At 57.4% G+C, this 24,422-nt stretch carries 20 protein-coding genes; 10 read left to right on the top strand and 10 right to left on the bottom strand.

Annotated elements, in window-relative coordinates; translation table 11 throughout:
* Positions 1-44: 44 nt before the first annotated feature.
* The 6 genes from DFT_RS06185 to murJ form a co-directional block, all read right to left on the bottom strand.
* On the bottom strand, positions 45-767 hold the full coding sequence (locus DFT_RS06185) for a uracil-DNA glycosylase (RefSeq protein ID WP_235506181.1): 723 nt from the start codon (positions 765-767) through the stop codon (positions 45-47).
* Between the two features lie 9 nt (positions 768-776).
* The gene (gene coaBC, locus DFT_RS06180; RefSeq protein WP_235506180.1) at positions 777-1,991 is read right to left on the bottom strand and encodes a bifunctional phosphopantothenoylcysteine decarboxylase/phosphopantothenate--cysteine ligase CoaBC; all 1,215 of its coding nucleotides are present in this window, start codon (positions 1,989-1,991) and stop codon (positions 777-779) included.
* Positions 1,992-2,088: 97 nt separating this feature from the next.
* Positions 2,089-2,589: a hypothetical protein gene (locus tag DFT_RS06175; protein ID WP_054030370.1), complete on the bottom strand. Its 501-nt coding sequence runs from the start codon at positions 2,587-2,589 to the stop codon at positions 2,089-2,091.
* 22 nt (positions 2,590-2,611) lie between these two features.
* A complete protein-coding gene (locus DFT_RS06170; protein ID WP_054030369.1) occupies positions 2,612-2,869 on the bottom strand; it encodes a hypothetical protein in 258 nt (85 codons plus the stop codon).
* Positions 2,870-2,878: 9 nt separating this feature from the next.
* Complete coding sequence (locus DFT_RS06165; protein WP_054030368.1) at positions 2,879-3,169, bottom strand: FtsB family cell division protein; 291 nt, start codon at positions 3,167-3,169, stop codon at positions 2,879-2,881.
* The gene (murJ, locus tag DFT_RS06160) at positions 3,166-4,833 is read right to left on the bottom strand and encodes a murein biosynthesis integral membrane protein MurJ (protein ID WP_083453359.1); all 1,668 of its coding nucleotides are present in this window, start codon (positions 4,831-4,833) and stop codon (positions 3,166-3,168) included. The genes DFT_RS06165 and murJ overlap by 4 nt, the downstream gene beginning before the upstream one ends.
* 67 nt (positions 4,834-4,900) lie before the next feature.
* Between murJ and rpsT the strand changes: the two genes are divergently transcribed.
* Positions 4,901-5,167 carry a 30S ribosomal protein S20 gene (rpsT, locus tag DFT_RS06155; RefSeq protein ID WP_054030367.1) on the top strand — a complete coding sequence of 89 codons (267 nt, stop codon included), beginning with the start codon at positions 4,901-4,903 and terminating at the stop codon, positions 5,165-5,167.
* Positions 5,168-5,263: 96 nt separating this feature from the next.
* Here the strand turns inward: rpsT and DFT_RS06150 are convergent, their stop codons facing one another.
* A complete protein-coding gene (locus tag DFT_RS06150) occupies positions 5,264-5,821 on the bottom strand; it encodes an LPS-assembly lipoprotein LptE (RefSeq protein ID WP_054030366.1) in 558 nt (185 codons plus the stop codon).
* Between the two features lie 88 nt (positions 5,822-5,909).
* Positions 5,910-8,504 carry a leucine--tRNA ligase gene (leuS, locus tag DFT_RS06145; protein ID WP_054030365.1) on the bottom strand — a complete coding sequence of 865 codons (2,595 nt, stop codon included), beginning with the start codon at positions 8,502-8,504 and terminating at the stop codon, positions 5,910-5,912.
* A gap of 417 nt (positions 8,505-8,921) precedes the next feature.
* On the opposite strand from leuS, the gene DFT_RS06140 reads away from it, so the two are divergent.
* The 8 genes from DFT_RS06140 to DFT_RS06105 all read left to right on the top strand — a co-directional run bounded on the left by DFT_RS06140 (position 8,922) and on the right by DFT_RS06105 (position 20,889).
* Entirely contained in the window at positions 8,922-10,391 is a 1,470-nt protein-coding gene (locus DFT_RS06140; RefSeq protein ID WP_054030364.1) for an Rne/Rng family ribonuclease, read from the top strand.
* A 115-nt stretch (positions 10,392-10,506) separates the two neighbouring features.
* Positions 10,507-10,875 (top strand): preprotein translocase subunit YajC, encoded by a 369-nt coding sequence (gene yajC / locus DFT_RS06135; RefSeq protein WP_054030363.1) that lies wholly within the window; start codon positions 10,507-10,509, stop codon positions 10,873-10,875.
* Between the two features lie 131 nt (positions 10,876-11,006).
* Positions 11,007-12,590 (top strand): protein translocase subunit SecD, encoded by a 1,584-nt coding sequence (gene secD, locus DFT_RS06130; RefSeq protein WP_054030362.1) that lies wholly within the window; start codon positions 11,007-11,009, stop codon positions 12,588-12,590.
* A gap of 80 nt (positions 12,591-12,670) precedes the next feature.
* Positions 12,671-13,699 carry a protein translocase subunit SecF gene (secF, locus tag DFT_RS06125; protein WP_054030361.1) on the top strand — a complete coding sequence of 343 codons (1,029 nt, stop codon included), beginning with the start codon at positions 12,671-12,673 and terminating at the stop codon, positions 13,697-13,699.
* A 4-nt stretch (positions 13,700-13,703) separates the two neighbouring features.
* A complete protein-coding gene (dprA, locus tag DFT_RS06120) occupies positions 13,704-14,807 on the top strand; it encodes a DNA-processing protein DprA (protein ID WP_054030360.1) in 1,104 nt (367 codons plus the stop codon).
* Between the two features lie 186 nt (positions 14,808-14,993).
* Complete coding sequence (topA, locus tag DFT_RS06115) at positions 14,994-17,270, top strand: type I DNA topoisomerase (RefSeq protein ID WP_054030359.1); 2,277 nt, start codon at positions 14,994-14,996, stop codon at positions 17,268-17,270.
* A gap of 24 nt (positions 17,271-17,294) precedes the next feature.
* Positions 17,295-17,855: a MarR family winged helix-turn-helix transcriptional regulator gene (locus DFT_RS06110; protein ID WP_076750415.1), complete on the top strand. Its 561-nt coding sequence runs from the start codon at positions 17,295-17,297 to the stop codon at positions 17,853-17,855.
* Positions 17,856-18,099: 244 nt separating this feature from the next.
* A complete protein-coding gene (locus DFT_RS06105) occupies positions 18,100-20,889 on the top strand; it encodes a hybrid sensor histidine kinase/response regulator (protein WP_054030358.1) in 2,790 nt (929 codons plus the stop codon).
* Positions 20,890-20,925: 36 nt separating this feature from the next.
* Here DFT_RS06105 and DFT_RS06100 read toward each other — a convergent pair whose 3' ends face one another.
* The gene (locus DFT_RS06100) at positions 20,926-22,074 is read right to left on the bottom strand and encodes a Coenzyme F420 hydrogenase/dehydrogenase, beta subunit C-terminal domain (protein ID WP_054030357.1); all 1,149 of its coding nucleotides are present in this window, start codon (positions 22,072-22,074) and stop codon (positions 20,926-20,928) included.
* Positions 22,075-22,340: 266 nt separating this feature from the next.
* On the opposite strand from DFT_RS06100, the gene DFT_RS06095 reads away from it, so the two are divergent.
* Positions 22,341-22,769, top strand: coding sequence for an NUDIX domain-containing protein (locus DFT_RS06095; protein ID WP_200907032.1), 429 nt, complete (start codon positions 22,341-22,343; stop codon positions 22,767-22,769).
* Between the two features lie 150 nt (positions 22,770-22,919).
* Here the strand turns inward: DFT_RS06095 and DFT_RS06090 are convergent, their stop codons facing one another.
* Positions 22,920-24,413, bottom strand: coding sequence for an ATP-binding response regulator (locus tag DFT_RS06090; protein WP_054030355.1), 1,494 nt, complete (start codon positions 24,411-24,413; stop codon positions 22,920-22,922).
* Between the last annotated feature and the right edge of the window lie 9 nt (positions 24,414-24,422).

The raw sequence follows: 24,422 nt of genomic DNA, 5'->3' as shown, positions 1-24,422 counted from the left end.
CTCTCCTTTATCCCATTTTCATCTCATGATCGTTTTAAAACATTCTATAGCGGGATCCGCAAGAACGCCATGATCTTTTTCACGTCTTCCCAGACCAGCTTCTTCTTGTCCGGCTCGCGCAGCAGGTATGCGGGATGGTAGGTGGGCATTACTTTGATACCGCTCCGGTCGTGAAAGCGGCCGCGCAACCGGGATACCGGCTGGTCGGTATCGAGCAGGACCTGGGTGGCGACGCTGCCCAGGGCGCAGATCACCTTGGGACCGACCACCTTGATCTGGCGCTCGAGGAAAGGGCGGCAGGTTTGAATCTCAACGGCTTCCGGGTTGCGGTTGCCGGGCGGCCGGCACTTGACCACATTGCAAATATAGACCTGATCACGGGTCAGATGCATGGCCTCGATGATCCGGGTGAGCAACTGGCCGGCCGGTCCGATAAAAACCTTTCCGCTGCGGTCCTCCTCGGCCCCCGGGCCCTCGCCGACGAACATCAACTCGGCCCTGGGGTTGCCTTCCCCAAACACCAGGTGGGTCCGCCCGGCGCTCAGACCGCACCTGCGGCAATCTCCCAGATCGTCTCGAATCGCGACCAGGGTGTCCACCGGGACATCTTCAGACGGAGCGGCCGGCACCGGCCGGAACCAGGTGTTCAGGATCGCCAGGGTCTGCGGCGAACACTCGAACCCCTGACATCCCCACCGTGACAACTGCAGCAAAGTGTCGCGCAGGGCACAGTGGGGATCGTTGGCAGTGGCGGGGTCTTGTATCACGGGCGATATCTAACGCAATGAGGTCGCGCCGGCCGCTGCAACCATCAGAGCGGCGATGCGGTCGAGGAGGATGCCGGCCAACTCGGTCTTGGGCATGAGCCCGATCTCTTCGCGGCGACCGTCGCGAAACAGAAAGGTCGCCCGGTTGGTGTCGGCCTGAAAACCAGCCTCCGGCGAACCGATGTGGTTGGCGACGATCATATCCAGGTTTTTGGCCGCCAGCTTGCCCCTGGCAAAAGATTCCATGTCATGGGTTTCGGCGGCGAAACCGACCAGGATCTGACGGGTTTTGCGCTCCCCCAACGCCTTTAGGATGTCCTGGGTCCGCTCCAGTCGGATCACCATTTCGGCGTCTTCCTTCTTGATCTTGCGGTCGGAAACCGCCATCGGTCGAAAATCGGCCACCGCGGCCGTCTTGATGATCACCTGGTGGCCATCCATCTCGGCCAACACCGCCTCGGCCATCTCGGCGGCGCTGGTCACCCGGATCAGACGAACCCCATCGGGCGGCGAAAGAGCGGTAGGACCGGAAACAAGCGTCACCTCGGCACCGCGCATGGTGGCGACGCGCGCGATGGCATAGCCCATCTTGCCCGATGAAGGGTTGGTGATGAAGCGCACCGGGTCGATGGCCTCACGGGTCGGGCCGGCCGTGACCAGCACGCGGCGGCCGCAAAAGTCTGCGGGCTGAAACAAGGCACGCACCGCATCCATAATGATCGCCGGATCCGGCAGGCGGCCGGGACCCACCGTGCCGCAGGCCAGTTCGCCGCTGCCCGGTTCGAGCACCTTGTAGCCATAGGACCTCAACCGCTCCAGGTTGTGCTGGACCTGCGGGCTCTGATACATATTGGTATTCATGGCCGGGCAGATCAACACCGGGCAGGTGACGGCCAACATGAAGGTGCTCAAGGCATCGTCGGCGATGCCGCCGGCCAGTTTGCCGATGATATTGGCCGTGGCCGGTGCGATCACGACCGCGTCGGACTCCTGGGCCCAGTGGATATGTTGTATGGCCGCCTCGTCCGAGGTTTCGAAAAGGGTACGACACACCTTTTGCTGACTGAGGGCCTCGAAGGTCATGGGCCCGACAAAGTACCCCGCGTTATCGGTCATGATGACGCGGACAAGGGCCTCTTCCTTGACGAGCAAACGTACCAGCTCGGCGGCCTTGAAAGCGGCAATACCGCCGCACACACCGAGCGTGATCCGTTTTCCAGGCATTGAGAATCCCATACCCCCCCTTTTATCCGGTACCTGTTTGCAAAAGTCTGCTCGCGCAACGCCGACATCGGGCCAATGGTTCATTCAGGGAAGTGCACTACTTGTGCAACCCGTTTTGCGTCACATTGGTGGTCGGCGCCACCCAGATTTCAACCTTGGTGCTGAACTGGCCGTCGGTAATGGCAATGGCGCACCAACGTGTCGCCTTTTCGAACAGCAGCAAGGATCGCGCCGATCGAAAAGATCCAACCTTGCTCCAACCATCCACCGGCATCTTGCTTTCAAAAAAGGAGACGAGCGAATTGGCATCCACGCCCCCGCTCAGTACCAGCACGCCCGACGTCATGCCGGCCGTATTCATGACGAACGACTCCTTCTTGTCGGCCTTCAACTCCCGCGGCAGCATGACATCGCCGAAATCCAGGTAGATGGGGCCGGCCTCCTGGGCCGTAACCGCCGGGGCCGCAGCCACGGTGTCGGTGGAAGCATTTCCTTCATCCTTACCTTTTAGGGTCGAACACCCGGAAATCAAAAAAAGAACGACGCCTATCCAGACCAACACACTGATCAACACGCTATGACCGACTGAATTCTTCATCTTCTTCCCTCCTTGAATAAAGCTATGTGGTTCGCTCTCTTTTCTTTTTCTTCCTTAACAGATCGATCCATTCCCGCAATAAGAGCTGGGCATCTCTCAGGGTAGGCGCCTGCCGCCTGACAATCTCCTGTTCGATATCTTTCAAAGCCCTTTTCAATTCTGCGTCCTTCGGATTTTGGGCTGCAAGATGACGATATATTTCGGCTGCTTTGAGCAAATAACCCTGCTCGGCATACAGCCTGGCCATGGTCGCCGTGTAGAACTCGGATGATTCGGTCATCTCCTCAGGTTACCTGGTGTTGCTTTTAAATTTAAAAATGAGTTCGTCGGAGCGGATCATGCCAAGCTCCTGGCGGGCGACATTTTCAAGAAATGCCGGATCGTTCTGTAACCGATCGATGGTCCGGTACATCTGCAGAATTTCTTGTGTGAGGGCTTCATTTGCACTCACCAATTGGGCATGGGCCGATTGCATGCGGCGCCGCTCGAGCCATCCATTGTCGCCGAAAACGATCACCAGAAGGAGATAAAACATGGCGATGCCGGCCAAAACGATCGATATTTTCTGTTTACGGTTCACGCCTGCGGTGACCTTCTCCGAATTATGTACATCAGGGTTTGAAGCTCCGGCATTCTCAGGATACGCGCCAATACACCGAACATGGCCGCGCCGATGAGGATACAGCCCAAAAGACCCGGCAGCAGGGCCACGCCGGCCTTAGGGTCATGGGGCAGCAGCCACCTGGCAGCGATCCACACGCCGGCCGCCATGCCCGCCGCGCAGACGGATGATCGCAACGCGGATAATGCGATCGACCGCCCGCCTATCGTTCCCAGTCTCTTCCGCAAGGCAAAGCCCAGCAATCCGATGTTCAACATGGAGGCGAGCGTGAACGCCAGTGCGAGGCCGTCGTGCCGCATCGGCCCCATCAGTGCCAATCCCAGAATCAAGTTGGCTGCAATGGTCAAAAGCGCGATCTTCAACGGTGTACGGGTGTCTTTCAACGCATAGAAGACATTCAGAACGACACGCACCGCCGAAAACGCCCATAATCCGATGCTATAGTACAACAAGGCACTGGCCGTCAATCGCGTGGAATCCAGATCGAACGCCCCCCGTTGAAATAACATGGCGATGATCGGTTCGCGCAGCACGATCAAACCGGCCATGGCCGGCAGGGTGACAAACAAGACCAGCCGGATGGCCTCATTGAAGGTGTGACGCATGGCATCGTATCGCTGCATGACCGCCTGGCGCGCCAGGGTCGGCAAGGCGGCCGTGGCGGCCGCGATGCCGAAGATGCCCAGGGGAAACTGGAGCAGTCGGTCGGCGTAGTAGAGATAGGAGATGCTGCCCTGATGCAGCATCGAGGCCAGGATAGTGATCACCAGGTTGTTGATCTGATAGACGGCCGCGCCGCACAGCACCGGTGCCAGCATGGCCCCGATCTGTTTGAAGGCCGGATGCCACCATGGTGCGGGGCGCCATAAAAATATCCTGTTTTTTAGCAAAAACGGCAGCTGCAGCCCCAATTGCAGGGCGCCCCCCACGACCACGCCCACGGCGAGCCAGTACACCAACTCCTGCTGGCTGTCGACCCACAGCGAGCCGACCGCAATTGCCGCGATCATGGACACGTTCAAGCAGACAGGCGCCAGGGCGGGGGCGGCAAAATGCCCCAATACATTGAGCAATGCCATGCACAAGGCGACCAATCCGATAAAAAAGATGTAGGGAAACATGGTGCGGGTCAACGACACGGTGAGATCGAATTTTTCGACCGAATCGGCAAAGCCCGGCGCGAGGATATGAACCAGCAAAGGGGCCGCCGCCATGCCGGCCAAGGCCGCCGTTAACAAACAGGCGGCCAGGAAACGCGCTGCGCTGCCGGCCAGGCGATCGGCTTCGGTGCGTCCTTGCTGGTAGAGACACTCTGTATAGGCCGGCACGAAGACGATACTCAGCGATCCCTCGCCAAACATGCGCCGCAGCAGATTGGGTATGCGAAAAGCCGCGATGAAGGCATCGGATATCATCCCGGTCCCGAAAAAAGAGGCAATGGCTATATCCCGTACGGCACCCAACACCCGGCTGAACAGGGTTGCGGCCCCCACCACACCGGCCGCTTTGGCGATGACAACCCCATCGCTACCTTGCACACCGGGGGTGGAATCGAGATGAAGGTGTGCCTCGTGGGAAGGCGTTTCGGCACCCGGGATTTCCTTGTCGAAACCTGTTGACATGCTATAGAGATACCTATATAGAGTTTCGTTTTATAAAGCTACAAATCAATGTGAAAGGAGCATTTCAGTGGCCAACCATAAATCAGCCCTCAAGCGCGCCGGCCAGAACGAAACACGGCGCATGCGAAATAAGACCGTCAAGACCCGTGTCAAACATGTGGTCAAGGAGGTCCGCCAGGCCGCCGCAGCCAAATCGGTCGAAACGGTCGATGCGTCGCTGCGGACGGCTCAGTCGACGATTGACAAGGCAGTGAAAAAAGGCGTTTTGCACAAACGCACCGCCGCCAGAAAAGTTGCCCGCCTGGCCAAGCTGTCCCAAACCATCAAATCCTGATTCCGGATCTCAAAGCAAAGCACCCGGCGCGAGAACGGCCGAGTGCTTTGCTTGCTATGCTATCCAGCCCCGAATACCCGGGGCCACCCAATATTTTTAAAATGAGCCCGTGAGGCGCTCGTACAGATATTCGGCCAGCCGTTCGGATACCTGTCCGATGGCCAGCCGTTTGTTCAGATCGGTGGCGGCCTTGCTGTCTCCCACGGGATACGCCTGCTCGGCCCTCAGCCCCCTCACCTGCCACACCACCTTGCCACCCCGATCCTTCAAAACAAACGAGGCTGTCATGATCACCCGGCGCTCGACGGCGGTCAACGTGCCGCCACGGGAAAGGGTTGCCGTGGAGAGCCGGTCGATGGTACCCGACAAACGGGCATCGGCCTCCTTTGGCCCGACCACCAGGTCCTGCCGCCTGCGGGTCATCTCATCGATCACGGCGTTGGTCAGCGTCGTCTCCAGCCCGGACTCGGCCGAACGATTGGTGAAAACCTCCACCGCGATGGTCTGCACCCCACCGGGCAGCTGACCCGGCCCGGCAAACTGATAACCGCAAGCCGTCAGCAGGCATAGGGAAAGGACGAGAAACGTCCACCCGCCGGCCGGAGGCCATTTGGCGTACCGCTTGATGTCGACCCCCTGTTCACGACCCGTCACGGCAACCTCTCATCTATTAGGTAGACCGAATTCCTTCACTTTAAACTTTACACTTCGAACTTGACACTTTTCGTTACGCTGCTGTCGCCTAAACGACAATGTTGACCAATTTGTTTTTCACGACGACGATCTTCTTGGGCGCCTTGTCGCCGACGAACTTCTGCACCCGTTCATCCGCCAGTGCAAGCTGCTTCACGGTATCGTCATCCGTGTCCACGGCGGTCGTAAACCGGCCGCGCAGTTTGCCGTTGACCTGAACGACGATGGTGGCCTCTTCCTGGACCAGTGCATCCTTGCGCCAGACCGGCCAGGGCACGGCGAGCGTGCTTTGGGCATGCCCCAGGGCATGCCAGAGCTCCTGGGCAAAATGGGGCACGATGGGGGACAGCAGCAGAATGACCGTCTCCAGGGCATGCCGCATGACGCCCTTGCGCTGATCCGCACCGCCGTCGTCGGGGCCGACCGCATGCATCTGGTTGACCAACTCCATGACGGCGCTGATGGCCGTGTTGAAATGGAAACGATCTTCGATGTCGCGGGTCACCTTTTCGATGGTCTGGTGCGCCTTTCGGTAAGTCTGCCGCAAAGTGTCGGGAAGCGATTCGACCGGACCGTCGTAAGAGGCCACGCCCTGCACCACGTCCAGCCAGGTGCCGGCCAACCGCCAGACCCGATTGAGGAAGCGCGCGCTTCCTTCTACCCCCTGGTCGCTCCACTCCAGGTCTCGTTCCGGCGGCGCGGCAAAGAGGCAGAACAGGCGCGTCGTATCGGCTCCGTACCGTTCGAGCAACACATTGGGGTCCACCACGTTGCGCTTGGATTTGGACATCTTTTCCACCCGCCCGAGGGTGATCGGCCGATCGCAGAGGGTGCAGTAAAGCGTGCCCCGCTCTTCGCGCGCCTGCTCGGGAAACAGATAGCCGTGTTGGGGACAGGACATGGTTTCCTTGCACACCATGCCCTGGGTCAAAAGGCGGGTGAACGGCTCTTTGTAATCGATCAAACCGATGTCGTGAAGTACGCGGGTGAAGTAGCGGGAATAGAGCAGGTGCAGAATGGCATGCTCCACACCGCCGATATATTGATCCACCGGCATCCAGTAAGCCACCGCGTCGCGATCGAACATGGCCTCGTTGCATTTGGGACTGCAATAGCGCTCGAAATACCAGGACGACTCGACGAAGGTGTCCATGGTATCGGTTTCCCGGCGCGCATCGGTGCGCCCGCACTTGGGGCAGGTCGTCCGGGCGAAATGGTCGAGGGTGGGCAACGGCGAGCGGCCGCCGGCGAGCAGATGGGCATCCTCGGGCAGCACGATGGGCAGATCGGCCTCGGGAACCGGAACCGTCCCGCACGTATCACAATAGATCATGGGGATGGGGGCGCCCCAGTAGCGCTGGCGCGAAATCCCCCAATCCCGCAGCCGGTAACTGATCGCCCGCCGGCCCAGCCCCTTGGCCTCGAGCAGGTCGGCGATCTTTTCCATCGCCTGGCGATTGGGTTGCCCGTCGAACGCTCCGGAATTGACCATCAGACCGTCGCCGGCATACGCTTCCGTCATCTGGGCGGCGACCAGGGTCTCGCCTTCCGGGTTGACCACCGGGATGATGGGCAGGTCATATTTCCTGGCGAAATCGAAATCGCGCTGATCGTGAGCCGGTACGGACATGACCGCTCCGGTCCCGTACTCCATGAGAGCGAAATTGGCCGTATAGATCGGCATGCGCCGGCCGGTCACGGGATTGATGCAATATTTGCCGGTAAAGACCCCCTCTTTCTCGTAAGTTTCCACCGCCTTGCTGGTGCGCTCCTGCAGGCTGATGCGCTCGATGAAATCGGACACCGCCGCCGCCTGTTCGGTTCCGGCCGCCAACTGGGGCACCAGGGGATGTTCGGGGGCCAGACACATGAAAGTGGCGCCGAAAACAGTGTCGTGGCGGGTGGTGAAGACTGGTATCACCGTGTCGCTCTCCTCCACCGCGAATCGGATCTCGGCCCCCTGGCTGCGACCGATCCAGTTCTTTTGCATGGTGGTCACCTTTTCCGGCCACCCGGGCAACTGATCGCAATGGACGAGCAGATCCTCGGCGTAATCGGTGATGCGGAAAAACCACTGATTGAGCTTCTTTTGCCTGACCGGCTGGCCGCAGCGCCAGCACATGCCGGCTTCGACCTGCTCGTTAGCCAGTACGGTCTGGCACGGTTCACACCAGTTGACATAAGCCTCCTTGCGGTAGGCCATGCCTTTCTCGTACATCTTGAGAAACAGCCACTGCTCCCAACGATAATAATCCGGCGTGCAGGTGGTCACCTCCCGGCTCCAGTCGTAGGAAAAACCGAGCTGTTTTAGCTGGTTGCGCATATAGGCGATGTTATCGTAGGTCCATTCGGCCGGATGGGTGTTGTTGGCGATGGCGGCGTTTTCCGCCGGCATGCCGAACGCATCCCACCCCATGGGATGCAGCACGTTGAACCCCTGCATCCGCTTGTAACGCGCCACGACGTCTCCGATGGTATAATTGCGAACATGGCCCATGTGAATCTTGCCCGAAGGATAGGGAAACATCTCCAGCAAATAATATTTCGGCCGGTCGGCCTGGACATCCACCTCGAAGAGATGGCTCCGCTCCCACTCCTCTTGCCATTTTTGCTCAATCTTACGGGGATCGTATTGTTCATCCATCGCTTGTCACCTGAACCGGCTTGGCCGGACATTTAAATGTTCTGGTTCCAACTTTGACGGCGCCGTAAAAAGTTCGGAATTCGCTTTTCCCGTCATCCCGGCGAACACCGGGATCCAGTATTTTCAGTATGTTCTGGATGCCGGTGTTCGCCGGGATGGCGCCTTTGCGACTTTTTACAGTTTCATCAACTTTCAGCCATCAAAAAACAGAGCGCCGCGACGGCGCATGCGGCGCCATGGTCGTTTAAGATTTTGATTTCTCATGCCATAATTTTATTCAAAGTGCAAGATATGTGGGAAGTTGACAATCTGTTTGACTTAACCGCAGCAAACACATATGAATCAAAGCGTTACAGTCGCCTACGCCTGACGCCCCCCACGGCATTCACGTTATCGAAACACAGGAATAACCCATACATGAGCAGCAAAATTCTGATTAACGCCATCGACCCGGAAGAGGTTCGCATTGCCAAGGTCCAGGACAGCCGGATGGAGGAATTCCAGATCGAAATGGCCGGTCGTGAAATTCTCCATGGCAATATTTACAAAGCCATCATCACCCGTGTAGAGCCCAGTCTGCAAGCCGTGTTTGTCGATTTCGGCGGTGAACGCAACGGCTTTTTGCAACAGCACGAAATTCACAGCGACTATTTTCAGGAGAGTGACAGTGGTCAGCGGACGATCGACAATCTGGTCAAAAAAGGCCAGGAGATCATGGTCCAGGTGACCAAGGACCCCATGATGAAAAAGGGGGCCATGCTCACCACCTACATCTCGCTGCCCGGCCGCTACGTCGTGCTGATGCCGGGCACCAACAACCGCGGCATATCCCGTAAAATCGAGGATGAAGAGGAACGCAAGCGGCTCAAGGAGATTCTGGTCCAACTGAAAATCCCCGAAGGATTCGGCACCATCGTGCGTACCGCCGGCCAGGGCTGCACCAAGACCCAACTGGCCAAGGACATCAGCTACCTGCTGCGTTTGTGGCGCGACATCAAAAACCGGGGACTTCAGGAGACCGCCCCTGCCGCGCTCTACAAGGATCGCAGCCTGGCCGTTCGATCCGTGCGGGATTATCTGACACCGGATGTCAACGAGATCCTGATCGACGATGAAGCGGCCTTTCAGGAGGTGAAAAATTTCGTCCAGATCATCTCCCCGCGTCACAAGCGCATTGTCAAACACTACACCCTGGACAAGCCGATCTTTACCAAATACCAGCTCGAGGATCAGATCGCGACAATCTTCGAGAACCGGGTGCCCCTGAAATCCGGCGGTTCCATCGTGATCGAACAGACAGAGGCCCTGGTGGCCATCGATGTGAACTCCGGCCGAGGAACCCGCGAAAAGGACCTGGAGCAAACCGCCCTGAACACCAACCTTGAGGCGGCCGAGGAAGTGGCCCGACAGATTCGCCTGAGGGACCTGGGCGGTCTGATCGTGGTCGACTTCATCGACATGCGCGAAATGAAAAACCGCAACGCCATCGAACGCGCCTTGCGCGAACATGTCAAACGGGATAAAGCCCGGGTGCGTATCGGTCGAATTTCACAATTCGGCCTTTTGGAATTGGCCCGCCAGCGCCTGGCACCGTCCATCGAACTGGGAAGCCTGGTGGCCTGCCCCTATTGCAAGGGAAAGGGGTTGACCCCGTCCACCGAAACGCTGGCCTTGCGTTTTTTACGTCAACTCAAGACCATGACGCGCAAGAGCGGACTGCAGAGCGTGCACGGCAGCGTGCCCAAAGCGGTGGCGGACTATGTGCTCAACAAAAAACGCAAGGAAATCATTGAATTGGAAATGCAACGCGGCTTTTCCCTGACCATCGAGGGGGACGCCGGCATGCCGCCCCATGAATGCCATATCGATTGCTATCCCGAGTGTTGATCTGGAAGAAGGGTTTGACCTGCACCGACATTTCAAGTATACCAGCGCCGTCTTATGATGCACATCATTTAATGCTGCAAATTGTACTCTATTCTCGAAAGGGAGGTTTGACGATATGAATTTAGCCTATGCCATGGGCCAGGGAGGCGCCGCAGCAGCCGAAGGCGGCGGTGGACTTTTGGCCACGCCCCTGTTGCCCATCATTTTGATGTTGGCCATCATGTGGTTTCTTCTGATTCGCCCCCAGCAGAAAAAGCAAAAAGAGCATCGGGAAATGATCACCAACCTGAAAAAGGGGGACATGATCATCACCTCCGGCGGATTGTACGGCCGGATCACCGGGGTGAGCGAAGCCAACCTGACCGTGGAAATCGCGGACAAGGTACGCGTTAAAGTCAGCCGGGGACACGTCGCCGGTCTGGCCCAGACGAGCAAGCCGGATACACCGCCGGCGCCCAAAAAAGCCGATACCGACAAAAAATAAGCCCAGTCGCAAGGATGATACCCGCAGCAACACCGCAATCTTCAGCCAGGCCTGAGACGGTCTGACGGATCGGTGGGTGGCGGGTATCCTGATTTTGACTCGAGCACGGTTCGAACAAGAGGAACGAAGCATTGAAAACAACTTCCTGGCGTCCCATTGTCGTCATTGTGGTCCTGCTGGCCGCACTGGTCTATGTGCTGCCGACGCTTCAAATGGTCCTGGAAAAAAAAGAGTCTCCGACCTTATGGCCTCACAACAAAATCAACCTCGGGTTGGATCTGCAGGGCGGCATGCACCTGGTATTGCAGGTGGATACCGATAAGGCCGTTGAAAATACGGTGGATCGATCGTTCGACGAGCTGCGAGCGTTCATGCGTCAAAACGATATCCGTGTCGCGGCGTTGAAAAGAACGGATGCCACCACCTTTACAGTGGTGCTGGATGAACGTGAAGATGCCGACCGATCCAAGGGGTTGATCGCCGACGAATTCCGCGATTTCAACCTGGAAGACCGCACCCGCGAAGGGCAGCGTGAAATCGTCCTGCAGCTCAAATCAGACGAAATCGAACGAGTGAAAAAACTGTCGTTCGAAAAAGCCGTGTTGAAAGTCCGCAACCGGGTGGACGAATACGGCGCCCGCGAGCCGGATATCCGGCCCCAGGGCGAAGATCGCATCATCGTCCAGCTTCCCGGCGTCATCGATGCCGACAAGGCGCGCAAGGAAATCGGCCGTACCGGCAACCTGGAATTCAAGCTGGTCGATGAAAGCAACGATGTGCGCCAGGCACTCTCGGGCAGTGTCCCGCCCGGCAGCGAGATCCGCTATTATCGGAAAGACGACCCCGACATGGCCGGCCGTCCCATCCTCCTGAAGAAGGAAACCCTGCTGACCGGTGACTACCTGAGTGAGGCGCGCGTCAAATTCGATCCGGCCAACGGACAGCCCTACGTCGCCATCAAGTTCAACCCCAAAGGCGCCCGCATCTTCGCCGACATTACCGAAAAGCACATCCACGAGCGCCTGGCCATCGTCCTGGACAACGAGGTCTATTCGGCCCCGGAAATTCAATCCAAGATCACCGGTGAAGGCATGATTACCGGCAATTTTACGGACGACAGCGCCAAGAGCCTGGCCCTGGTGCTGCGCGAGGCCTTCCCCACGCCGGTGAAAATTTTATATGAAAAATCGGTGGGCCCCTCGCTGGGTGAAGACTCGATCCGCAAGGGACTGCTCTCCATGCTCATCGGCGGCGTGCTCGTGGTGCTCTTCATGATCGTCTACTACAAAGGTTCCGGGGTCATCGCCGATGCGGCCCTGGTGCTCAATATCATTCTCATCGCCGGTGGCCTGGCCGCTTTCAACGCAACCCTGACCCTGCCCGGCATCGCCGGCATCATCCTCACCATCGGCATGGCAGTCGACGCCAACGTATTGATTTTTGAGCGTATCCGAGAAGAGTTGCGCCTGGGCAAGACGGCTCGCGCAGCGGTCGACGCCGGCTTCGAACGGGCCACGCTGACCATCATGGACGCCAACGTCACCACCCTGATCGCGGCCGTCGTCTTGTTTCAATTCGGCAGTGGACCGGTCAAGGGCTTTGCCGTGACCCTCAGCCTGGGCGTCGTGGCCAGCCTGTTTACGGCCCTGATCGTATCGCGCGTCATTTTCGAATTTCTGCTGACCAAGCGTTCGATCAAGACCTTGAGCATTTAACCATGGGCCGCCAACGGCCATCTCGTTCGGACATCGTCATGCCGCGGGCATGCGTGAATTGATTCTGAGGAAAACCGACCATGCAGATCATTAAACCAGATGTAAATATCGACTTCGTGGGACGTCGTGTACTGGCCTATATTGTCTCGGCCATCCTGATCCTCATCACCATCGTGTCTCTCATTTTCCACGGTGGTCCCAAATACGGCATCGACTTTGCCGGTGGCGCCGAGTTGTTGATCCAGTTCGATCAACCGCTGCCCATCGAGGAGGTCAAGGCGGCCATGAACGCCCTTCAGCTCGAGGCCGTGGTCCAAAAATACGGGGAGGAAGCGGAGGATTTCTATCGCGTCCTGATTCCGGCCGCCGTGGCCGAGCAAGAGAATCTGGCACAAACCCTCAAGGAGGGCCTGGCCGCCCAGACCCAACGGCAGGTAACCCTGGAGTCGTTCGAAATGGTCGGTCCACAGGTGGGCCGCGACCTGCGTGAAAAGGCACTCCTGGCCATGTTCTTCGCCCTGCTCTTCATCGCCGTCTACATTTCAGGTCGATTCGAACTCAAATGGCTGCTCAGCGCGGCCGTGGCCGGCGCGCTGGCCTTCAGCGTCTACATTCTGCGGCTGGCCCACCTGAGCATCCCCATGCTGATGTTGGCCGCGGTGGTGGTCACCCTGGTTCTGTTTTATATATTGAACCTGAAATATGCCATGGGAGCCATCGTCGCCCTGATTCACGATGTCGCAATCACTGTGGGCTTTTTCTCCATTTTTCAAAAAGAGTTCACCCTGCCGATCATCGCCGCCCTGCTGACGATCATCGGTTATTCGCTGAACGACACCATCATCGTTTTCGACCGGATCCGTGAAAACCTGCGAAAATACCACAAGCTGCCCCTCGCCGAGACGATCAATCGCAGCATCAACGAGACCCTCAGTCGGACGATTCTGACCTCCGGGACCACCTTGATCGTGGTGCTCATGCTCTTTATCTTCGGCGGCGGCATCATCCACGATTTCGCCTTCGCCCTGCTGGTCGGCATCCTGGTGGGTACCTATTCGTCGATTTTTGTGGCCAGCCCGATCCTGCTGGCATGGCAAAAACGAAAATGATCGCATGAACGATATCGTCCCCTGGCTGACGCTCAAGAGTGTTCCGGGCGTCGGGAACCTGCTCATCAACCGGTTGCTCAAGAGCTTCGAATCGCCGGAAAAGGTATTGAAGGCTCCTACCGGCGCGTTGACCCGAGTGCCGGGCATCACCCCCAGAATCGCTGAGGCCATCCGACGGCAGCGCCCACCGGATACGGTGATGCGCGACATCGATCAGGTCTATAAAAAGGGGTACACGTTCGTGACCTGCCAGGACGAGGACTACCCTCCCTTGCTCCGGCACATCCCGGATCCGCCGCCTCTCCTTTACGTTTACGGCCGGTTGAGCCAGCTCCAGTACCCCCTGTCGGTCGTTGGTTCGCGCAGGGCCACCCCCTACGGCCGCAATACGGCCAGGAGCTTATGCCGACAGCTGGCCGAAAGCGGCGCCAACATCGTCAGCGGCATGGCCCTGGGCATCGACACAGCCGCTCACGAGGGTGCACTCGAGGCGGGTGGCGTTACGGTCGCCGTCCTGGGTTCGGGGTTGAACCATATTTATCCCGCTCAAAACCGAGAATTGTTTCATCGGATCGCCGAGCATGGGGCAGTGGTGACCGAATTCTCCATGGACGCTATCCCGGACGCCCACCACTTTCCCATGCGCAACCGCATCATCAGCGGCATGTCGCTGGGCACGGTAGTGGTCGAAGCCGCCCGCCGGAGCGGCTCCCTGATCACCGCACGACTGGCCGCCGAGCAAGGTAGGGAGGTCTTCGCCGTACCGGGCAACATTCACTCGGCCATGGCACGAGGTACCCACGACCTGATCAAACAGGGCGCCAAACTCGTTGAAACAGCCAACGACATCATCGAGGAGATTGCGCCTCAATTGGCCGTCGGGCATGAACCGCAACAGACGCGGCAGCCGGTCGGCCTTTCTGAGTTGGAACATCGGGTCTTCGAAGCCATCGGGGTCGACCCCGTGCATATCGACGATCTGGCAAGGGACCTGGGGCAGGCCATGGCGCCGCTGACCAGCATCTTGTCTCAACTGGAACTCAAGGGATTGGTCTGCCAGGAACCTGGCAAACACTTTGTCCGCCACGCGGACTATTGCGATTCTTGAGGGCCATGGCGGACCACCTGTTTCGTAGGCAATTTAAAAAAAGCGGCTGTATGAAACAACTTAATTTTATTTTATATTTCAGAAGGATAACGACCCTCGATCCAAAAATTCCTTGGTACCGATATTTACAATTGAACCGCCATGCGCTAGCATGATGCCCACTACATTTTGCTTCAGAGGTATATTGTGTCTTCAAAACCACTTGTCGTTGTTGAGTCTCCAACGAAAATTCGCACCATCAAAAAATATCTGGGCAATAATTTCAACGTGGCTGCCACCGTGGGCCACATCAAGGATTTGCCGGCCAAAGAGATCGGTATCGATATCGATAACAATTTCAAGCCGCTTTATCGGAGCATTCCCGGTAAACAGAAGGTGATCTCGGCGCTCAAGGCAGCGGCCGGCGAAGCCGATGACATCTACCTGGCACCCGACCCGGACCGGGAGGGAGAGGCGATCGCCTGGCATGCGGCCGAAGTGCTCAAAAAAAAGGGCCGCCGGTTTCATCGGGTCCTCTTTCACGAATTGACCCAAAACGGGATCCTCAAGGCCATTTCCCATCCTGAAGAGTTGAACAAGGATAAATACGAGGCGCAGCAGACGCGGCGGATTCTCGATCGCCTGGTTGGCTACCAGGTATCTCCGCTGCTGTGGAAAAAGGTCAAAGGCAACCTCAGTGCCGGCAGGGTCCAGTCCGTTGCGGTGCGCATCATCTGCGAACGCGAAAAGGCCATTCAGGAGTTTATTCCGCAAGAGTACTGGTCGATCACGGCCCTGCTCGAGGGTCAAACACCCCCTTCCTTTGAAGCCAAGCTGGTCAAAAAGAAGGGTGAGAAACTCGAGATCGCAGATGAGGCGGCGGCCACGGCTATCGTCGAGGAATTGAAAACGGCGCGGTACCAGGTGGCTAAGGTGGTCAAGAAAACGGTGCGCCGCAATCCACAGCCGCCGTTTACCACCAGCAAGCTGCAACAGGAAGCGATCCGCAAGTTGCGTTTTTCCGCCAAAAAAACCATGCTCATCGCCCAGCAGCTCTATGAAGGCATCGACCTGGGGCCGGGCGAACCGGTCGGCTTGATCACCTATATGCGCACCGACTCCACCCGCATTGCGGCCGAGGCGGCCCAGGAAGCCATCGATTGGGTGCGCCAGGCCCACGGCAACGATTATGCGCTGCAGGAGCCGCGCAACTTCGGCAACCGGAACAAAGTCCAGGACGCCCATGAAGCCATCCGCCCCACTTCGGTGAACCATACGCCCGAATCACTGGCCAAATATCTGAGCAAGGATCAGCTGGCGCTGTACCAGATGATCTGGCGGCGCTTCGTGGCCTCCCAGATGACGCCTGCCCAGATCGATCAAAACACCATCTCCATCGCCGCCGGCGACTACACCTTTACGGTCACAGGATCGTCGGTCAAATTTCCCGGGTTCATGACCGTTTACCAGACCGTCGACGAAGAGGCCGAAAACAGCCGAAAACAACAGCCCCTGCCGCCTTTGACCGAGGGGGATGAGCTCGATTTGAGGCAAATTCTGCCCAAACAGCATTTTACCCAGCCGCCGCCGCGGTTTACCGAAGCCTCACTGGTCAAGGAGTTGGAAGAAAACGGCATCGGCCGGCCGAGCACCTATGCGGCCATCTTGTCCACCATTCGCGACAAAGGTTATGTGGAGCTGATCAAGGGATACTTTCATCCGAGCGAACTGGGACTCATCGTCAATGATTTGCTGGTGCTCAGTTTTCCAGAGATCTTCAATGTGGAATTCACGGCCCGAATGGAAGACAACCTGGATCGCGTGGAGACGGCTGAACTGGACGCGGTCAGTGTCCTGAGCGATTTCTACGGGCCCTTCAAGCAGAAACTCACCGAGGCCGATGCGCGGATGCTCAGCGTCAAAGGCGTCGGCATTCCCACGGATATCGACTGCCCTCAGTGCAAGCGTCACAAGCTGCACATCAAGGTCGGCCGCAACGGGCATTTTCTGGCCTGCAGCGGCTATCCGGAGTGCACCTACTCACGAGATTACGTACGCGACGAACGCGGACATATCCAACCGGTCGAACCCAACCATGAAGCCGCCACCGATAAAGTCTGCCCCAAGTGCGGGAAACCCATGGTAGTCAAAAGAGGCAAATACGGTGAATTCCTGGCCTGCAGCGGATTCCCGGAATGCAATCACACCGAATCGATCAACGGCGGTTTCAATGGCAAAAGCACCGGCGTAAAGTGCCCGGAACCGGGGTGCACGGGACAGATCGTCGAAAAAAAATCGAAACGCGGAAAGGTGTTTTACGGCTGCGACCGCTATCCCGCATGTACCTTTGCCAGCTGGGACAAACCCGTCGACAAGCCCTGCCCGGCCTGCGGCAGCCCCTATCTCGTAGAAAAAACGACCAAGCGCGACGGCACCTTTTTATGTTGTGTAAACCGGGAATGCGGCTACAAGGAGCATGTGTAACCCCATGTCGACCGGCAAACGCCAATGACTAGTCCCTATGCTGAAAATATCCTGCGCTCGATCAGACGCATCACCCGGGCCATCGATCTGCACAGCAGGGAGCTCAGTGCGCGATTCAAACTGACCGTACCGCAACTGGTCTGCCTGCGGCAGCTCTATCTGCATGGCCCGTCCACCGCCGGCCACCTTTCGCGCCTGGTGTTTCTCAGCCAGGCCACGGTCACCGGTATTCTCGACCGCCTGGAATCCAGAGGCCTGATACGCCGGGAGCGCGGACGCCCGGACAGGCGTAAGGTGACCATCGCCTTAACGGACAAGGGGCAGGAAATCGCCGAATTAATGCCGTGGCCGCTCCAGGAAAGATTCGCACAGCGCCTTTCTGCCTTGCCCGAGGAGGAGCAAGCCGACATCGATCAGGTCCTCGACCGGATCGTCCACATGATGGCGGTCCAGGATGTCGATGCCTGGCCGATCGTCGGCGCCGGGGAATGGACGGACCCTTGTGCCCAGCCGGCAACCGCTCCCGAATCCGCTGCTCGAACAGCAACCTCCCGAACTGCATCGTCCAAAAAACGATTGTCTTAAGCGATCCCTATCCGATGCTTGACAGATCAAGGCCTTAACGCTAAAAATTGATGTAATTTCATTGCAATAGAAAAGCGTTGCAATCTGTGCAACGCTTTTCGACTGTGATGATGTACGGACCCGGCATGGACGATGATCGGTGCTCATTCAGAAGCAGGCAAATTCGGTGTCAATCGCATGTCAAGGCAGGGCCGACAGGCGACAAGGCGAGGCATCCTCAACACTTCCGGCAGGAGTTCACCCGATGACCGCTGACAGCAGCAATCGAAAGTCCGAACGACCAACCGAGAGGCAAACCGAACCCAATGAAGATCGACCGGTCCACTCACAGAATGACGACCCATCCCGAGAGTCCCCTGGGCATCCAACCGATCCGATACAAATCGAGGAAGCCCTGAGGCAAAGTGAACAAACCTATCGTAATTTGATGGACCTGGCGCCCGATTCGATCACGGTGACACGGCGCAGGGACGGCCGCTTCATGCAAGTGAACCGCACCTTTTGCGAGCGGACCGGGTACACGGTCCAGGAAGCCGTGGGCCGGACGATCTACGAGTTGGGCATTTACGCCAATCCATCGGATCGTGAACGCGTTATCGAGGCACTGGAGAGAGACGGCAAGATCGAGGGAATGGAGATTCAGTTCAAGTCCAAATCCGGGAAGATTCTCGACAATCTCATGTCCTCCCAGCCCATCACGTTTAAGGGGGAAGAATGCCTGCTGGTCGTCACGGCCAACATCAACTCGCTCAAACAGGCCCAGAGGGACCTTCGGGAAAAGGAAGCCAAGCTTCGCAACATCCTGGATCACATCACGGAAAGCTACTACGAAGTCGATCTGTCCGGCAACCTGACCTTTTTTAACGACACCCTCGTCCAAGTCTCCGGATACACTCGCGATGAGCTGATGGGCATGAATTTCAGGCAGTACACCGCACCCGAGGATGTTGACCGGATCTATGCCGTTTTCAATGACATCTTTCGAGGCGTCACCTCCAGCAGGATTGTAGACTACTGTGTAAAAAAAAAGGACGGCACCCCTAGAATCGTCGAAAGCTCCGTGAGCCTGTTGCGGGACGCATCGGGCGCCCCCATCGGTTTTTACGGCATACTGCGGGACCGCACCGACCAGAGAAAGGCCGAGGATGCCCTGCGCCAAAGCGAAGAGAGCCACCGCGGCATCCTCGAACTGGCGCCGGATTCGATCACTGTGGTCGACCTTCAAGAGGGGCGATATCTCCAGGTCAACGATGCATTTTGCCGATTGAGCGGTTATTCGGCTGAGGAGGCCCTCGGCCGGACCCCACTGGAACTGGGGGTGTATCGCGATCCCCGGGATCGGGACCGGCTCGTCGAACAGGTCAAAAAACACGGCAACGTCGAAGGCCTGGAAATTCAATATCGAAACAGATCCGGGCAGGTTTTGGATGCCATCGTATCGGCCCGGCAGATTCGGTTTCGCGATCGGGAATGCCTGCTGGTCATCGTCACCAACATCACCTCGCTCAAGCAGGCCCAGGAAGTGCTTCGCCAGAGCGAACTGAAGTACCGAACGGTCCTCGAGAGCATGGAGGAGGGCTACTATGAAACCGATCTGCGCGGCCGATTCACCTACTTCAACGCCTCGACCTGTCGGCTGCACGGATATACGGTCGACGAACTGATGGGCATGAGCTACAAACGTTATCTTCGACCCGACAACGCCAAGAAGATTTCGAACATTTTCCGAAACATTTACGAGACCGGCGATCACTCGACCGTCATGGAATATGAAATCATCCGCAAGGATGGATCGATCCGCCAGTGCGAATTATCAGCCTACCTTCGCCGGGATGTTTCCGGCCGGCCGGTCGGGTTCTGGGGCATTACCCGAGACCGCACCGAGCAGAAGAAGATGGAGTCCCAACTGTTGCATTCCAGCAAAATGGAGTCCATCGGCACACTGGCCGGAGGAGTGGCGCACGATTTCAACAACTTGCTCATGGGAATTCAAGGCAATACGACGCTGATCCTCATGGACACCGACGAAGACCATCCCAGTTATACCAACCTGAAGAGCATCGAACAGTATGTCCGGGCCGGCGCGGATCTGACCCGGCAACTGCTTGGGGCGGCCAGGGGCGGCAAGTACGAAGCAAAGCCCACCCACATGAATCATGTGATCGAGGCCACTACAAACCTCTTCAGCCGAACCAGGAAAGAGATCACCATTCACCTGGAGCTGGACGACGCCTTATGGATGGCGACGGTGGATCGGGGCCAAATGGAGCAGGTACTGCTCAACCTCTTCGTCAATGCCTGGCATGCCATGCCCAACGGCGGCGATCTGTTTTTGTCAAGTCGAAATAGTGCGTTGGAAGGGCAAGCCGCCCGGTCATATGGATTGAATCCAGGCAAGTACATAAAAATTTCCGTCACCGATACCGGAGTCGGCATCCCACCGGAGGCCATCAACCGAATCTTCGACCCCTTTTTCACCACCAAGGAGATGGGACACGGTACCGGACTGGGACTGGCATCGGTATATGGTATTCTATCGAACCACGGCGGCACGATTACCGTCTATAGTGAACAGGGGGTCGGCACGACCTTCAACATCTACCTGCCGGCTACGGAAATGCAGACCGGAAGGCAAAAAGAAGTGAAAATGGAAGCCAAAACAGGAAACGAAACGGTTCTTTTGGTCGATGATGATGCGGGCATCGTGGAAGTCGGCCGGCTGATCCTTGAAAAACTGGGCTATCGGGTCTTGACAGCAGGCAGCGGCAAGGCCGCCATAGCCACCTTTGAGCAACGACACGATACCATCGACCTGGTCCTCCTGGACATGATCATGCCAGGCATGAGCGGTGGAGAGACCTTCAGGGAAATGAAAAAAATCGACCCAGATGTCAGGGTGATTCTCTCCAGCGGTTACAGTATCAACGGCCAGGCCAAAACGATCCTGGAGGGCGGCTGCCGGGGATTCATCCAGAAACCTTACAACATCAAAGAACTTTCGATGAAGCTCAGGGAGGTGCTCGATCGGGCTTAAGGTAGGTCCCGACAAGGCATCTCGCGGCGATGCCCATCATCTCTTTGGCGGCAGGATCTTCTCGACCACCTCCTGAGACATGCGCAAGGCCGGACGCGGCCCGTCGTCTGTCCCGTCTTTGGTCTGATTGCTGGTATGGATCAGCTGCCTTTGAATCAGCATGCGCAACGACCGCTCTTTCTTGGCAACGGCCGCCTTTGACAAATGGGTCACGCTCTCATCGGGCATGGCCTCTGTCTCCAGAAAGCCGGCGGCGACCGCGTCATCGACCAGTTGTGCCCCTCTGTCTGAGCGGACGATCAAGGTGTTCCATCCTTTGCGTCCTTCGTACATGCCCACCGACACATCGGCCAGTTCGGCGGTCATATCCAGGCAGATAAAGCAGGTGTGCGGGATAAGCGGCTTGATGTCGTTCAGGGAGACCTCCACAGGCCCACGGGACGTCTCCAACACCAGCGTATTGGCCGGCGGTGGAGGAATGTCCATGCCACGAATGTCGGCAATATCCACCTTTTGAACCAGCAAATCGATCAACTGACGGGTATCCAGGGACCAATTGCAAAAGAGGCCGACGGTCAAGGCCACTGGCACCTCATGCTCCGGCTTTCCCAATGGATTCATTCGCATCTGGGCAACCGCCAACATCTGGCAGGGTGTCCCGACCACCCCCAGATCCCGCTGCCCCTGACGAACCGCGGCGTTTAAACCCGCCAGGGTCGGCGCTGCCATAAATTTGGAACCGGCCAATCGGGCAACCTGCGTCCAGTCGGTCACCACCTCGGGCACCGGCGTCAAAGCTTCCCGCCGGGTCAGGGCAGCGGCCTTGACCCGCCCGGACTTCATCGCAAAGGCCATCAGAGCCGAAGCGGTCCCCCCGCCCTGGTAATGACCCGGCGCCATCTGACCGCCTGCCCTGGCGGCCAGGATCGTTCGGTAGGGCCCCAAGGCACTGCCGTCATAAGGCATATGCCAAACATATTGATAGATCTCGTTCAGGTCCACCTCGGCTTTCGGACAATAGGCAAAGCACCGTCCCTGGGGCAGTGTACATGGAAACAACTGGGCGGTTTTGCCATTGTAATTTTTGAAATAAGGGCACAATTCGACACACGCCCCACATCCGATGCAAAGTTCTCTGCGATGGACATCTTCGATCAATTCAGTCGAGCCGAACACCCGTGGCATGTGCCCCCCTGTTATGATAGATATAACGATAAATGAAGTGGACGATCGGATAACGGCACCGAACGACGTACATTTTGGCGCCTCTCCGTGCAGCCCACCGAGAGCTGGAAAGACCCTGGCAATAACTAAACAAAAATATTTTAGCGTAACTATCGGCACAAGGAAAGCAGGATTCCAACATTTACGGAAAAGACCTTGTACAGATGCATCAATATTCGACTATTCCGAATGCTGTTCATCAAAATGATCAACGAAAGGCCAATCCCATGAAGATGACCCATGCCGGCGCCGTAACGTTCCGATTCACGGATGGTCGACCACTGTTCCTCATTGTGTCGTCATCCACCGGTGCTCACTGGGTTCTGCCTCGGGGGCATATCGAGGCGGGCGAAAATGCCGAGGCGGCAGCATTGCGCGAACTTTGCGAAGAGGCGGGTGTGGTGGGCAACATCGTCGCACCGTTGAGTCTGCAATGTTTCCAAAAATCAGGCGAAAGGGTGATCGCCCAATACTATCTCGTCCAAGCCGTAGCGGAAATTCAGGCCATGGAAAACAGGACGGCGAAATGGGTCGACGGTGAGGATGCCCTACAGGTCTTGTCCTTCGAAGAGGCGCGCCGTGCCTTGGGCGAGGGCGCCGAATGGTTGGCACGGCAAAAAAGCGGGCCAACCGATATCGACAGAAGCGCTATATAGTGTCCGTCCACAAATAGGCAAATTTGGTTGAGATCAAGGCGCACGAAAAATTTAACCGCAGGTATATAGGCGATATTCCGAGGATTAAATTTTTCGCGCAACGCAGATATCGGGCAAATTGGACATTTGTGGATGGACACGAAATAGTGTTCAGGCCGCCGGGATGCAAACAGTAAAAGTACTTCCTTGGCCCTCTTCGCTTTGCACCTGAATATGGCCATTGTGCGTTTCCACGATTTTTTTCACGATGGGCAGCCCCAGGCCAGTGCCGATTACGAGACGGGTCTTTTCAGTTTTGACCCGGTAGAAGCGTTTGAAGATTTGATCCAGCTCCTCTTTTGGAATCCCATAACCAGTGTCGCTGACTTTCATGCAGACGAAGAGCCCGTCGATTTCCGCACCGATGGCCACGCGGCCGCCTTCGGGGGTATAGTTGATGGCGTTGGTGATCAGGTTGGACAACACCTCTTCCATGTTCCTGCGATTGGCCAGGACCGGCGGCAGTTCAGGCAACGGGATCAACTCCAGAGCGATCGATTTGGATTGTGCCTTGGGCAGATGAAAAGCCAGCTGATCTTCCAATATCGACGCTAACTGCAGCCTCTCTTTATCCACTGCGATCAGCCCGGACTCCATCTTGGCCAGATCGAGCAGCTCGGTGGACAATTCCACCAGCGCGCTGATCTTGTCATAGGCGCGGGTCAAAATCTCGCGTTGCTTTTCGGTGATCTCGCCGGCGAGTTCGTCCAGAATGACCTTGTGCTGCATGAGGACGGAGTTGAGCGGCCCCCGGATCTCATGGCTGACCATGGCGACGAATTCCGATTTCATCTGATCCATGCGCTTCAGGGCCGTCACATCGTGCATGACGGTAATGGTGCCCAGGTTGCGGTCCAGACGGTCCCGAAACGGCACACAGCGAACCTCGATGATGCGCTCCTCGCCATCAGCTCCAGATGCAACCGTGATTTCATCGTTCAATTCGGCAAACTGGTCTCCCGGCATGGCCAGGGCCTGATCGATCATGGCAAGAATTTTTTGATCTTTGACCAGGTCGGTGACCGGCCTTCCGATGGGGGTTTCACCGCGGTGATCGACGAAGTTGAGGAAGGCATGGTTGGCCAGCGCCACCACCTTGCAGTTATCGGTGGCCATGACGCCGCCAGCCAGATGGTTGATCATGGTGCGGACCCGCGACTTTTCGTTGGTGATATCCTGCAACGTACGGATGTGCTCGATGGCCTTGGAGACCACTATGCGCAAGTCCTGGGGGGAGAAAGGTTTGGAAACGAAGTCGAACGCACCGTTCTTCATGGCGTTGACGGCGTGATCCAGGGTGGCGTAGCCGGTGATAACGATCACCACGGTATCCGGGTGCATCTCCCGAATCTGTTCCAGGGCCTCCAGCCCGGAAATGCCCGGCATGAGCAGGTCCAGCAATATGATATCAAAATGGCGCTGGGCGACCATCTCCAGCCCGATGTCGGCGTTTGCCGCCTGGGCCACATCGTATCCCTCTTTGGTCAGCATCTGGGTGCAAACGTGGCGAATCCGCTCCTCGTCATCGACAATCAGCACACTCGTCTTCTGGAAACCATCTACACAGGCATTGCCCGGCTGCGGTTGTTGGTGGGTATCGGTCACAGCATCTTT

This window comes from Desulfatitalea tepidiphila (assembly GCF_001293685.1).
Taxonomy (GTDB): Bacteria; Desulfobacterota; Desulfobacteria; order Desulfobacterales; family Desulfosarcinaceae; genus Desulfatitalea; species Desulfatitalea tepidiphila.
The sequence above is the reverse complement of the archived record's forward strand: the minus strand, read 5'-3'. Positions and strand labels throughout refer to the sequence as shown.